At 31.6% G+C, this 13733-nt stretch carries 10 protein-coding genes; all 10 read left to right on the top strand.

Annotated elements, in window-relative coordinates:
- Positions 1-77 precede the first annotated feature (77 nt).
- Complete coding sequence (locus C1715_RS01770; RefSeq protein WP_242971868.1) at positions 78-482, top strand: PqqD family peptide modification chaperone; 405 nt, start codon at positions 78-80, stop codon at positions 480-482.
- Between the two features lie 20 nt (positions 483-502).
- The gene (pepV, locus tag C1715_RS01765; protein WP_102398967.1) at positions 503-1894 is read left to right on the top strand and encodes a dipeptidase PepV; all 1392 of its coding nucleotides are present in this window, start codon (positions 503-505) and stop codon (positions 1892-1894) included.
- Positions 1895-2084: 190 nt separating this feature from the next.
- Complete coding sequence (gene ftsH, locus C1715_RS01760) at positions 2085-3935, top strand: ATP-dependent zinc metalloprotease FtsH (protein ID WP_102398966.1); 1851 nt, start codon at positions 2085-2087, stop codon at positions 3933-3935.
- A gap of 362 nt (positions 3936-4297) precedes the next feature.
- The gene (locus C1715_RS01755) at positions 4298-6400 is read left to right on the top strand and encodes a HelD family protein (RefSeq protein WP_102399209.1); all 2103 of its coding nucleotides are present in this window, start codon (positions 4298-4300) and stop codon (positions 6398-6400) included.
- A gap of 469 nt (positions 6401-6869) precedes the next feature.
- Positions 6870-8762, top strand: a complete 1893-nt coding sequence (gene cooS / locus C1715_RS01750) for an anaerobic carbon-monoxide dehydrogenase catalytic subunit (protein WP_102398965.1) — start codon at positions 6870-6872, stop codon at positions 8760-8762.
- A gap of 150 nt (positions 8763-8912) precedes the next feature.
- Positions 8913-9683, top strand: coding sequence for an ATP-binding protein (locus C1715_RS01745; RefSeq protein ID WP_180963973.1), 771 nt, complete (start codon positions 8913-8915; stop codon positions 9681-9683).
- A 2-nt stretch (positions 9684-9685) separates the two neighbouring features.
- A complete protein-coding gene (locus C1715_RS01740; RefSeq protein ID WP_102398964.1) occupies positions 9686-11365 on the top strand; it encodes a formate--tetrahydrofolate ligase in 1680 nt (559 codons plus the stop codon).
- 21 nt (positions 11366-11386) lie between these two features.
- On the top strand, positions 11387-12019 hold the full coding sequence (locus C1715_RS01735) for a cyclodeaminase/cyclohydrolase family protein (RefSeq protein ID WP_102398963.1): 633 nt from the start codon (positions 11387-11389) through the stop codon (positions 12017-12019).
- 159 nt (positions 12020-12178) lie between these two features.
- A complete protein-coding gene (locus C1715_RS01730; RefSeq protein ID WP_102398962.1) occupies positions 12179-13033 on the top strand; it encodes a bifunctional 5,10-methylenetetrahydrofolate dehydrogenase/5,10-methenyltetrahydrofolate cyclohydrolase in 855 nt (284 codons plus the stop codon).
- A gap of 42 nt (positions 13034-13075) precedes the next feature.
- Positions 13076-13726, top strand: coding sequence for a methylenetetrahydrofolate reductase C-terminal domain-containing protein (locus C1715_RS01725; protein WP_102398961.1), 651 nt, complete (start codon positions 13076-13078; stop codon positions 13724-13726).
- Positions 13727-13733: the final 7 nt, after the last annotated feature.

Genomic DNA, 13733 nt, shown 5'->3' with positions numbered 1-13733 from the left:
TATATTTTTACTTTTACATTTTAAATGATAGTAATTTAAATTATCAATTAAAGTTATAATAAGAGAGGGTATAAATATTGAAGAACAATAATAGTATTAATGAAGATAAAAAATTAAATGATAACTTTTTACTATATATACCAATAAAAAAACATAAACATTGGGAAAAAAGAAATGGAAATGTGTATTTAATATTTTATCATGACAAGACTATCGAACGGTTCTTAAGATGGCTTGTTAAAAAGCCTGCGGTTAGTGACATTAAATTAGATAGACTTGGAACAGCAGTGTGGGAATCCATGGATGGAAATAATACTATATATGATATAGGTAAGATATTACTAGATATCCCGGAAATTAAAAAAGAATATAAAAATTTAAGCGAAGAGGATTACAAGGAAACTTGTCATCCTATTTATGAAAGGCTTATAATGTATATAAGATATTTGAATAAAAAAGGATGGATTTATTTTAAAAACTAAAATATATAGGGGGTAATAAAGTGGAAATCAATAAAAGAATTGACCAAATGAAAGATGAACTTATAGCATCAACACAAGAATTACTTAAGATTAAAAGTGTTGAGGGAGAGGCTAAGGAAGGAATGCCTTTTGGAGAAGGACCAGCAAAGGCTTTGGATTGTGCACTTAAAATAAGTGATAAATTAGGATTTAAAACAGTTAACTTAGATAACTATGTAGGATATGCTGAGTATGGTGAAGGTGAAGATTATGTAGCTGTATTAGGACATTTAGATGTAGTTCCAGAAGGAGATGGCTGGATGTATCCTCCATATGCAGCTGAAATACATGATGGAAAAATGTATGCAAGAGGAACTTTAGATGATAAAGGACCTATAATGGCAGCGCTTTATGGATTAAAAGCTATAAAGGATGCAGGATTAAAATTAAATAAAAGAGTAAGAATAATTTATGGAACAAATGAAGAAACAGGAAGCAAGGAAATTGAACATTATTTAGAGAAAGAAAAAGCACCAGCGGCTGGATTTACCCCTGATGCTCAATATCCAATAATCAATGGAGAAAAGGGAATAACTATATTCAACATAGTTAAAGATTTAAAAAATAAATCTACAGGAGATATAGTTATAAAGAGCATAAAAGGTGGAAATGCTGCTAATATGGTTCCAGATAAATGTAGTGCCGAACTTGTAACTAAAGATACTGAAGCTATAATTAAATCTGTAGAAGAATTTTCTAAAAAAACAGGATATGAAATGACTGTAGAAGTTAATGGAAATAACGTAATAATTAAATCTATAGGTATGTCAGCTCATGGAAGTTTACCACACTTAGGGAAAAATGCTATAATGCAATTATTTGCATTTCTTTCAACATTGGAATTTGACAAATGTGATGCAATAGATTTTGTAAGATTTATGAATGAAAATGTTGGTATGGAGACTCATGGAGAGTCCTTTGGAGTATGTCTTGAAGATGAGGCATCAGGAAAACTTTCATTTAACGTGGGAGTAGTAGACATAAATGAAGAAAAAGCAATGATGACTTTAAATTTAAGATATCCAGTTACTAGTAAACTAGAAGATATGATGAATCCATTTAATGCTAAAATAGAAGGCACTGGAATTAGAGTAGAAAACTTTGGTCATCAAGAACCATTATACTTTGATCCAAATCATTCTTTAATAAAATCACTACAAAAGGTTTACGCTGAACAGACTGGTGAGGAAGCTAAGCTTATATCTATAGGTGGAGGTACTTATGCAAAAGAAATGCCTAATATAGTTGCATATGGACCTATATTCCCAGGAAAACCAGATCTTGATCACCAACCAAATGAATATATAGAAATAGAAGATTTAATTTTAAATGCTAAAATATATGCCCATTCTATATATGAATTAGCAAAATAATACAAATAAAAATAAGAGTCTATTCCATTGGAATAGGCTCTTATTTTTACATTTTTTCTATTATAAAGCTTGTTTAAAAAATATTTAAAAAAACTAAATATATAGTACATAATATTAGTTGAAAATAAAGTGAGTAAAAGGTAGAATAGTTTTAGGCCGTTTTTTTAAGGTATAGTGTGAGGAGGAGAAAATGATAGATAAGAAAAAGAAATATATAATTGGATATATAATAGGGGCAATATTACTTATAACTATTGGCAATTATATCTTAGATTCTTTAAGGGTTCAAGAAATAGGGTATGATAAGCTATTAAAGCTCGCTAATGAAAATAAAATAGAGAGTGTAAGAATAAAGTCAGACAGGATAATGGTTGTTCCTAAAAAAAATAGTGGAATAAATAAAGAAGTTCTTTATACTGGTAGAATACCAAATTCCTCATTAGAAAACACCTTTTTGGAAACTATTAATAAAAATAAAGACGTTAAATTTTCATCGCCAATTCAAAATAATAGTTTTATAATAGATTTTTTATTGTGGTGGATAGGACCGTTGTTTTTAATTTTCTTTATGGGAAAAATGCTTTTTGGAAGATTAGACAAGAAGATGGGCAATGGAGTTATGTCTTTTGGTAAGAATAATGCAAAGATATATGGAGAAGATGAAACAGGAGTTAATTTTTCAGATGTAGCAGGAGAAGACGAAGCTAAGGAGTCTCTTATAGAAATAGTAGATTTTCTTCATAATACTGAAAAATATACTAAAATAGGTGCAAGACTTCCTAAAGGAGCGCTATTAGTAGGGCCTCCAGGAACGGGAAAGACTTTACTTGCTAAGGCAGTGGCTGGGGAAGCTAAAGTTCCTTTCTTTTCTATGTCAGGTTCTGAATTTGTTGAGATGTTTGTAGGTATGGGAGCTGCTAGAGTTAGAGATTTATTTAAGCAAGCAGAAGAAAAAGCTCCTTGTATAATATTTATAGATGAAATTGATGCTATAGGAAAGAGTAGAGATAATGCTATATCTACTAATGATGAGAGAGAACAAACACTAAATCAGCTTTTAACTGAGATGGATGGCTTTGATTCATCAAAAGGAGTAGTAATATTAGCGGCTACCAATAGGCCAGAGATATTAGATAAGGCTCTTTTAAGACCAGGAAGATTTGATAGAAGGGTTATTGTAGATAGACCAGATTTGAAGGGGAGAGAAGCTATTCTAAAAGTGCATACTAAAGATGTTAAAATGTCTTCAGAGGTGGATTTAAATGAAGTAGCTAAATCTACTCCGGGAGCTGTAGGAGCGGATCTAGCTAATATGGTTAATGAAGCAGCTCTTTTAGCAGTTAAAAATGGAAGAGAAGAAGTAGTTCAAGAAGATTTACAAGAAGCTGTTGAAATAATAATAGCAGGAAAAGAAAAGAAAGACAGAATTTTATCAGACAAAGAAAAGAAAGCTGTAGCATTCCATGAAGTTGGTCATGCATTAGTAGCAGCTCTCTTAAAAAATACAGATCCAGTGCATAAGATAACTATAGTTCCAAGAACTATGGGAGCTTTAGGGTATACTATGCAGCTTCCAGAGGAAGAAAAATATTTAGTTTCAAAAGAAGAAATGTATGATGAAATAACAGTGCTTTTAGCAGGTAGATCAGCTGAAGAAATAAAATTTAATATGGTATCTACAGGGGCGTCTAATGATATAGAAAAAGCCACTCAAACTGCTAGAAATATGATAACTGTATATGGTATGAGCGAAAAATTTGACATGGTGGGATTAGAATCGCCAAGCAATAGATATCTTGATGGAAAACCAGTTCAAAATTGTAGCCAGGAAACAGCAACCCTTATAGATGAGGAAACTTTAAAAATAATAAAAGAAAGCCATGAAAGGGCTAAGAAACTTCTTCTTGAAAATAAAGAGCTTTTAGAAAAAATAGCAGCAGTACTTTTAGAAAAGGAAACTTTAATGGGAGAAGAGTTTATGGGAATAATTAATGAATATAAGGGAATAAAAAAAGATGAACAGGAAAATATAAGTGAATAAAAATATATACGAAAAATGTTATAAACATATAAAAATGCGACTTTGTCGCATTTTTATTCTATAAATGTTTTTTAGCACATATATTATTAAACTTTAAAATTTATCCAGTTATGTACAGTTCTTATACATAGTATTAAGTAATTCTAATACTCAAATGGAGTTTTTACTTATTAGAAGTGATTGCCGCCACTTGAGTATTAGAATAATTTATCCAGTGGTGTGGTAGCCACAGCTATCTACTGATTTGATGAAAGATAGGATTATTACATTACGGTAGTTAGATATAAGATAAGATTTTTACACTAAAAGTATTAGAATTAAAGGTATAAGGAGAGGATAATGTGGAAAAAGACGAAAAAGCAATGAGAAATGAAATGGATTTGCAAATTGAAAAGCAACATTTGGCAGATGTTATTAAATCTATAAAAGAAGAAATATTAAATTATATAAATAAAAGAAATAAGATAACAGAGAACTTATTAAATTATAGAAAAAAGGTTGTAGAAGAATATAAAGATGATGAAGATAAAATGATAGAATATTTTGATCATGAAAGATTTGTTCAAGAAGAGACTTATAAAAATATAGATAAAAAATTAAAGGAAATGTCCATACTACAAATTTCGCCATATTTCGGAAGAGTGGATTTTTTAGATAAGGAATATAACGAAGATGACAAAATATATGTTGGTAGATTTGGATTCACTAGAGAAGAAGATTATGAGCCAGTGGTGGTGGATTGGAGAGCTCCTATAGCCTCGTTATTTTATGCTGGTAAATTAGGAGAAACACAGTACGTTGCTCCTTCTGGAAAGGTTCCTGTGGATATAATTAATAAAAGACAATATGTTATAAAGCATGAAAAATTAGTAGGGATGTTTGACTCCACCATAGATATAAAAGATGAAATATTGCAAATGGTTTTAAGTAAAAATGCAGAAGAAAAATTAAAAGACATAATAATGACCATACAAAAAGAACAAGATGAAATTATAAGGCAGTCTAAAGAAAAAACTGTAGTGGTAGATGGTGTAGCAGGTAGTGGAAAAACTACAATAGCTCTTCATAGAGTTGCTTATTTACTTTATAATTATAGAAAATATCTTCAAGATAAAGTTATAATATTTGGACCTAATAATGTTTTTATGGAATATATATCTATGGTTTTACCTAGTCTTGGAGAGACGGGGGTTAAGCAAAGTACTTTTACGGATTTTGCTTGTATACTATTGGACATAGATGAATTGATGGATTTAGGAACTTATATGGAAAAAATAATTAGTGGTGATAAAGAATTTATAAAAGAAGTTAAATATAAAACATCGCTGGAATATAAAACAAGGTTAGATTCATTAGTTGAAGAAATGAACAGAGAACTATTTAAAATAAGAGATGTTAAATTAGCTGGACAAATAGTATTAAAAGAAGAGGAAATAAAAGAACTGTTTTGTAAATACTATAAAGATATGCCGTTATTTAGAAGAAGTAGAAAGATAAGAAGAATAATTTTTTCTAAAATAAGAGATTTAAGAGATGAAATAGTAAGAGAAATAAATTTGGAATACAAACGTGCTGTTGAAAAGCTAAATAAAGAGCAATTAGAATTAGAAGGCAGTTTTTTAGAACTTAAAAGAAAAATAAAAATAAGAGAAATAATTAAGGAAGTAATTATAACTAAAAAGGCATTAAATTGGTTAAATGCTAAAGAATGCATGGATATATATAATGAAATAAATGAGAACAAGAAGCTTACTATAGATGATTTAGCTCCAATACTTTATTTAAAGATAAAATTAGAAGGTTTTAAATATGAGAAAGAAGTTAGACATGTAGTTATAGACGAGGCTCAAGATTATAGTTATTTACAATTTGTAGTTATAAAGGAACTACTAAATCCAAGTTCTATGACTATAGTTGGTGATGCTAACCAAAGATTAATACCTGTAGAAGGAGAAATACCTATGGGTAATATGGGAGAATTTATAGAAGGATTAGAAGTGGAATATTTTAAATTGAAAAAGAGTTATAGATCTACAGCTAGAATTATGCAATATGCAAATAAATATTTAGGAGACACTAGCATCGTACCTATGGTTAGAGAAGGAAGAATGGTGGTAGAAGAAGAATATATTAATAGCGAAGAAATGACAGAGTTACTTATATCTAATATAGAAGAAATTAAAGGTCGAGAGTGTGAAAGTATAGCAATTATATGCAAAAATTTACCGGCAGCTTTAAAAGTATATAACTTATTAAAAGATAAAATTTATGTAAAATTAATAGATAAAGAAGACAGTATATATAAAGGAGGATTGGTGATAATACCATCTTATTATGCTAAAGGCTTGGAATTTGATGGAATAATTTTAGTTGATGAGGGTTTAAACCATAAACAAATGAATAAAATTAAATATGTAATGTCAACTAGGGCTTTACATGAATTAGTAGTTTTAAAGGAAAAGTAAGTATTTACTTCAAAAAAAGAACTGTATTAATAGAGTATAAAAAATAGTACAGTTTCTTTTTTTTTGTGAAACACAATGGAAAAAATGCAAATAGATAAAGAGCTATTTATACAAATGTTAAATAATAATCAATTTTAGCGTCTAAAAGAAGTAAAAAGTTTCAAAAAACAATTACAGATGTAGAAAAGAAGCATATACATATTACCCCATATGAATGGTTTAATCGTCAAAAAACTGCAAAAATGAAGAGAATTTTAGGGAAAAATGCGTAAAAACGTACAAAATAAACTCTGAATATTCTGAAAAATGAAATAAAAATATTCTGGTGAATTTGTTAAAAAAATATCTTTTTGGTGTTTCTTTTTTTGGCTAAAAATACTATAATTAAAATGAAAGAATAAAACTAATTTTCAGTTTTGTTTTATTTGAAAATATTGTAGAAAATATTTAAGAGAGTGGGGGTAAAACTGTGGAGGAGAAAATATTAAATATTCAAACTGCACAAAATGAATTGTTAGAAAAGGCTAAGAATGATGGAGTGAAGACAGCTTGGGACAGAAAGGTTGATTTAAAGGCACAATGCGGATTCGGTTTAGCCGGAGTATGTTGTAGAATTTGTGCTATGGGACCTTGTAGAGTTAGTCCAGTACCAGGAAAAGGCGCTGACAGAGGAATATGTGGTGCCACAGCTGATGTTATAGTAGCAAGAAACTTTGCTAGAATGGTAGCTGGTGGAGCTGCTGCTCATTCAGATCACGGCAGAAGTATAGTTTTAACTCTTCTTAACGCAAGTAAAGATGGCGACTTTAAAGTAAAAGACGAAAAGAAATTAATGAAGGTTGCAAAAAGATTTGGTGTAGAGACAGAAGAAAGAGACATTTATGATATAGCTCATGATTTAGCAAAAGCAGGACTAGAACAATTTAGTAAACAAATTGGCACATTAACATTACCACCAACAGTTCCAGAAAAAAGAGTAGAAATTTGGAACAAGCTAAAAGTAATGCCAAGAAACATAGATAGAGACATTGTATCTATAATGCACTCAACTCATATAGGATGTGCAGCAGATGCTGAAAGTTTAATAAAAATGTCAATGAGAGCAGCTCTTGCTGATGGCTGGGGTGGATCTTATATGGCTACAGAATTCAGTGACATTATGTTTGAAACTCCAAAGGAAATAGCTACAGAAGCAAACCTAGGAGTACTAGAAGGAAATTCAGTTAACGTAGTTCTTCATGGACACGAACCAACTCTTTCAGAAATGGTAATTTTAGCCTCAGAAGATCCAGAACTTATTGAATTAGCAAAAGCACAAGGAGCAGATGGAATTAATCTTGTTGGTATGTGTTGTACAGCTAATGAAGCTACTATGAGACATGGAGTTAAATTAGCAGGAAACTTCTTACAACAAGAATTAGCAGTAGTTACAGGTGCTGTAGAAGCAGTAATAGTTGACGTACAATGTATAATGCCAGCACTTGCACAACTGTCTAAAAATTATCATACTAAATTTATAACAACATCTCCAAAAGCAGAGATTACAGGTTCAACTCATATTGAATTTGATGAAGAACATGCATATGAATCAGCTAAAGAGATATTAAAACAAGCTATATTGAACTTTAAAAATAGAGATAACTCTAAAGTTCATATTCCAAATGAAAAGAGTTCAGCAGTAGTTGGATACAGTACAGAAAGTATAGTATCAGCTTTAGATAAAGTAACTAATTCAAATATAGGAGTAACAGGCACAGTTAAACCATTGGCAGATTGTATAGTTTCAGGGGTTCTAAGAGGAGCTGCAGGAGTTGTTGGATGTAATAACCCTAAGACACCACATGATAATGGTCATGTAGAAATTATTAAAAACTTAATTGCTAACGATGTAATAGTAGTTGCTACTGGTTGTGCAGCTCAAGCAGCAGCTAAGGCTGGATTATTACAAAAGGAAGCTAGAAATTATGCTGGCGCTGGACTTAAAAAGGTATGTGAACTTGTAGATATACCACCAGTATTACACATGGGTTCATGCGTTGATATAAGCCGTATACTAGAACTTGTAGGAACCGTTGCAAATCATTTAGGAGTAGATATATCAGACTTGCCAGTAGTTGGTGTTGCACCAGAGTGGATGTCTGAAAAAGCAGTTTCTATAGGAACTTATGTAGTATCATCAGGTATAGATACTTGGCTAGGAGTAGTTCCTCCAGTAACAGGTGGACCAGAAGTTGTGGACATACTAACTAATAAGATGGAAGACATGGTAGGAGCTAAGTTCTTTATAGAAACAGATCCTAAGAAAGCTTCTGAACAAATGGTAGAAAGAATAGAATCAAAACGTAAAAAAATAGGAATATAAAATTAAAATTAAAAAAAAAGGAAATATTAGTGGTTAAACATTTAATTAGAAACACGACAAAGCTTGATAAAGTTCACTAAACTTCGGTAAAATTCGGTAGGTGCCTGGCACCTACCTTTACCGAAAGAAAAGGGGGAATCAATAATGAAAATGAAGATAGCTATAACAGGAAAAGGTGGAGTAGGAAAAACAACTTTTTCTGCAATATTAAGCAGAATATATGCAGAGGAAGGATACAATGTTTTAGCAGTAGATGCAGATCCAGATCCAAACTTAGCATTGGCGCTTGGTTTCCCAGAGGAAATGATAAATGAAATAATTCCCATATCAGAAATGAAGACTATGATATCAGAAAGAACGTCTTCTACTCCTGAAACTTTTGGGAAAATGTTTAAAATAAATCCTAAAGTAGATGATATACCAGAAAAATTCTGTAAAAAGCATAATGGTGTTAAATTGTTAACTATGGGCACTGTGGACAAAGCTGGCATGGGGTGCTTTTGTCCAGAAAATGTACTTTTAAAGAAATTAACATCTCATTTAATCCTTCAAAATAAAGATATAGTTATAATGGATATGGAAGCTGGTATAGAACATTTAGGAAGAGGTACAGCTCAGGGAGTAGATTTATTTATTGTGGTTATTGAACCAGGAATAAGAAGTATTAAGACTTATGAGCATGTTAAGAAGTTAGCAGAGCAATTAGGAATAAATAGGGTTTTAGTTGTAGCTAATAAAGTTAGAAATATGGATGATGAAAATTATGTATTAGAGCATGTGGGAGAAGAAAATTGTTTAGGATTTATACATTACAGAGAAAATGTTGGCGATTCTGACAGAGTTAATCATTCTCCTTACGATTCTGAAGAAACCGTTGGGGAGGTTAAAAAAATAAAAGAGAAATTGGAGAAGGGGGCATAAAAATGGGTTTTAAATCTGATATAGAAATTGCACAGGAGGCTAAGCTAGAACATATTAAAGAAATAGCTGCAAAGTTAGGATTAACAGAAGATGACATAGAATACTATGGAAAGTACAAGGCTAAAGTAGATTACAATTTATTAAAGAAAGACAATGGAACTAAGCCAGGAAAGCTTATATTAACAACAGCTATTAATCCAACTCCAGCTGGAGAAGGAAAAACAACTACAGCTATAGGTGTTGCAGATGCTTTATCAAAACTAGGTAAAAATACAGTAGTAGCATTAAGAGAACCATCATTAGGACCAGTATTTGGTATAAAAGGTGGAGCAGCTGGTGGAGGATATGCACAAGTAGTTCCTATGGAAGATATAAATCTTCACTTTACAGGAGATTTACATGCTATGACAGCTGCAAATAACTTATTAGCAGCAATGATAGACAATCATATTTATCAGGGGAACAAGTTAAACATAGATCCAAGAAGAATTACTTGGAGAAGATGTTTAGACATGAATGACAGACAGTTAAGATTTGTTGTAGATGGACTTGGTGGAAAGACTAATGGTTGTCCAAGGGAAGATGGATTTGATATAACTGTTGCATCAGAAATAATGGCTATATTCTGTTTAGCAAACAATATTATGGATTTGAGAGAAAGACTTTCCAAAATAGTTATTGGCTACACTTACACTGGAGAGCCAGTTACAGCTGGACAATTAAATGCTCATGGAGCTATGGCAGCACTATTAAAAGATGCATTAAAACCAAATCTTGTACAAACATTAGAAGGAACACCAGCATTTGTACATGGAGGACCATTTGCTAATATAGCTCATGGATGTAACTCAGTAATAGCTACTAAAATGGCTATGCATTTCGGAGACTACGTAGTTACTGAAGCAGGTTTCGGTGCTGACCTTGGCGCAGAAAAATTCTTAGATATAAAATGTAGAATGGCTGATTTAAAACCAGATGCAGTTATAATAGTTGCCACAGTTAGAGCATTAAAATATAATGGCGGAGTTCCAAAGAAAGAACTTAACGAAGAAAACTTAGAAGCTCTAGAAAAGGGTTTACCAAACTTATTAAAGCATGTTGAAAATATAACTAAAGTATATAAGTTACCTGCAGTAGTTGCTTTAAATAGATTCCCAACTGATACAGAAGCAGAACTTAAATTAGTTTCTGATAAATGTAAAGAATTAGGTGTAAATGTTACTTTATCAGAAGTTTGGGCAAAAGGCGGAGAAGGTGGAATAGAAGTTGCTAAAGAAGCTATAAGATTAATAGATAAAGCTGAAAACAACTTTACATTCTCTTATGAAACTAACCTACCAATAAAAGAGAAAATAAGAGCTGTTGCACAAAAAATATATGGCGCTGACGACGTAGAATTTACAGCTGGTGCATCAAAACAAATAGCTGAATTAGAAAAGAACGGATTTGGAGATGTTCCAGTATGTATAGCTAAGACTCAATATTCATTAACAGATGATCAAACTAAACTTGGAAGACCAACAGGATTCAAGATAACTGTAAGAGAAGTTACTATTTCAGCAGGAGCTGGATTTGCAGTAGCTGTTACAGGACAGATAATGAAAATGCCAGGACTTCCAAAACTTCCAGCAGCGGAAAGAATAGATGTAAATGAAAATGGAGTAATAAGTGGATTGTTCTAAAATTTTTAGGAGGTAGGAGAGATGAAATTAGCTGATAAGACTTGTGTAGATTTTGCAGAAGTGCTAGCTTCTAAAGAACCAGTACCAGGTGGTGGTGGAGCAGCAGCATTAGTTGGTGCTATAGGCACAGCATTAGGTAGCATGGTTTGTAACTTAACCATTGGAAAGAAAAAATATGCTCAGTATGAGGAAGAAATTAAGGGTATATTAAGTGAAGCTGGAGAAATTCAAAGAGAACTCCTAAAAATGATAGATGATGATGCGGAAAACTTTCTTCCACTTTCAAAAGCTTATGGCATGAAGAAAGATACTGAGGAGGAAAGAAAATTAAAAGAAGAAACTTTAGAAAAAGCACTTAAACAAGCCTGTGAAGTTCCAGTTTCTATAGTAAAAAAGGCTTATGAAGCTATAAAATTGCATGAAAACCTAGTTAATAAATGTTCAAAATTAGCTATAAGTGATGTTGGTGTTGGAGTGCAATGCTTGAGAGCAGCTATTATAAGTGCTCAGCTAAACGTTATAATTAACATAAATTCTATTAAAGATCAGAATTATGTATCTAAAGTTAAAGAGGAAACTGAAAAACTAGTAAAAGAAGGAATAGAAATAGCAGATGAGGTTTATGAAGAAGTGTTAAAATCTCTTTGTAAATAATATATATGTTCTTATGCCCTCATTATTTAATGGGGGCTATAGGAATGTATAGTAAAACGGTGTATTACTTAGTCTTTAGTATGTAATATATTTATAATAGGCTAAGAAATATAAAATAGTATTTCTATAATAGAATTTATTAAATAGGGAGGCTTTGAAATGGGACAAATTATTAAAGGTAAACCCGTGGCTGATGCGATTACAGAGCAGTTAGCAGAGGATGTTAACAAACTTAAAGACATGGGAATAACTCCTAAGTTAACTATAATGAGAGTGGGAGAAAATCCAAGTGACCTTTCTTATGAAAGAGGAGCTTTAAAAAGATACGGAAAGGTTGGAATAGACACAGAAGTTAAGGCTTATCCAGAAGACATATCACAAGAACAATTCATAGAAGAAATCAAAAAAGTAAATGAAGATAAGAAAACTCATGGTATTTTAATTTTTAGACCTTTACCAAAGCAAATGAATGAAGATGTAATTAAGCATGTTATATCTCCAGAAAAAGATATGGATTGCTTCAGTCCAATAAATGCAGCAAAGTTAATGAGTGGCGATAAGACAGGATTTCCACCATGTACCCCAACTGCAGTTATAGAAATATTAAAGCACTATAATGTAGAAATGAAAGGTAAGAATGCTGTAGTAATAGGCAGATCTATGGTAGTTGGAAAACCAGTGTCAATGCTTTTATTAGATGAAAATGCTACAGTGACTATATGTCACTCTAAAACAAAAAATATGCCAGAAATAGCTTCCAAAGCTGATATATTAGTAGTTGGAATAGGAAAAGCAAAAATGATCACAAAGGACTATGTAGGTAAAGATGCTGTAGTAGTTGATGTGGGCATAAATGTAGATGAAGAAGGAAAGTTATGTGGCGATGTAGACACAGAAGATTGTTTAGAGAGAGCTTCATTAATAACACCAGTACCAGCTGGAGTAGGATCAGTTACTACTTCTATACTAGGAAAACATGTAATTAAAGCATGCAAAGCTCAAAATAATTTATAATAAAAACTTTATATTTACTAATAATTAAATGGGGGAAGAAATATGGTTATTTCAGAAAAGAAGCCTTTAGAAGAAATTCTTAAATACCTTGAAGGTAGTAAAAAAATAGTACTTACAGGATGTTCTTTATGTGCTAGCTCTTGTCAAGTAGGTGGAGAAGAACAATTAGTAGAGATGAAAGCTAAGTTAGAAGAAAACGGAAAAGAAGTATTAGGATTTAAAGTTTTAGATCCATCCTGCAATTTCCTAAAAGCAAAAAAAGATTTAAAAGAATTAAAAGAAGCTTTAAAGGAAGCAGATGCGGTTCTTTCATTAGCATGTGGTGATGGTGTACAAACTGTAGCTAAACTTGTTAAAGTTCCAGTATATCCTGCAAATAACACAAGATTTATAGGAGAAGTTGAAAGAATAGGTAAATTTGATGAAGCTTGTAGAGCGTGTGGACAGTGCCAACTAGGATGGACTGGAGGAATTTGTCCAGTAACTAAATGTGCTAAAGGCCTTTTAAATGGACCATGCGGAGGCGCAAGGGATGGAAAATGTGAAGTAGATCCAAATAATGATTGTGCTTGGATACTTATATATGAAAAACTTAAAGATTTAAATAAACTTGATAATTTAGCAGAAATAAGAGAACCAAGAGATTATCAATTAGATATGCATCCATTAAAAATGGATATAAGAAATAGATAAAAGCTAG

The sequence above is a fragment of the Haloimpatiens massiliensis genome (assembly GCF_900184255.1).
Classification (GTDB): Bacteria; Bacillota; Clostridia; order Clostridiales; family Clostridiaceae; genus Haloimpatiens; species Haloimpatiens massiliensis.
Note: the sequence above shows the minus strand (reverse complement) of the source record. Positions and strands in the feature narration are given on the sequence as shown.

Coding starts and splice junctions, on each gene's coding strand:
- ftsH (WP_102398966.1), top strand. CDS start 2,085: ATGATAGATAAGAAAAAGAAATATATAATTGGATATATAATAGGGGCA.
- C1715_RS01755 (WP_102399209.1), top strand. CDS start 4,298: ATGAGAAATGAAATGGATTTGCAAATTGAAAAGCAACATTTGGCAGAT.
- C1715_RS01745 (WP_180963973.1), top strand. CDS start 8,913: ATGAAGATAGCTATAACAGGAAAAGGTGGAGTAGGAAAAACAACTTTT.
- C1715_RS01740 (WP_102398964.1), top strand. CDS start 9,686: ATGGGTTTTAAATCTGATATAGAAATTGCACAGGAGGCTAAGCTAGAA.
- C1715_RS01735 (WP_102398963.1), top strand. CDS start 11,387: ATGAAATTAGCTGATAAGACTTGTGTAGATTTTGCAGAAGTGCTAGCT.
- C1715_RS01730 (WP_102398962.1), top strand. CDS start 12,179: ATGGGACAAATTATTAAAGGTAAACCCGTGGCTGATGCGATTACAGAG.
- C1715_RS01725 (WP_102398961.1), top strand. CDS start 13,076: ATGGTTATTTCAGAAAAGAAGCCTTTAGAAGAAATTCTTAAATACCTT.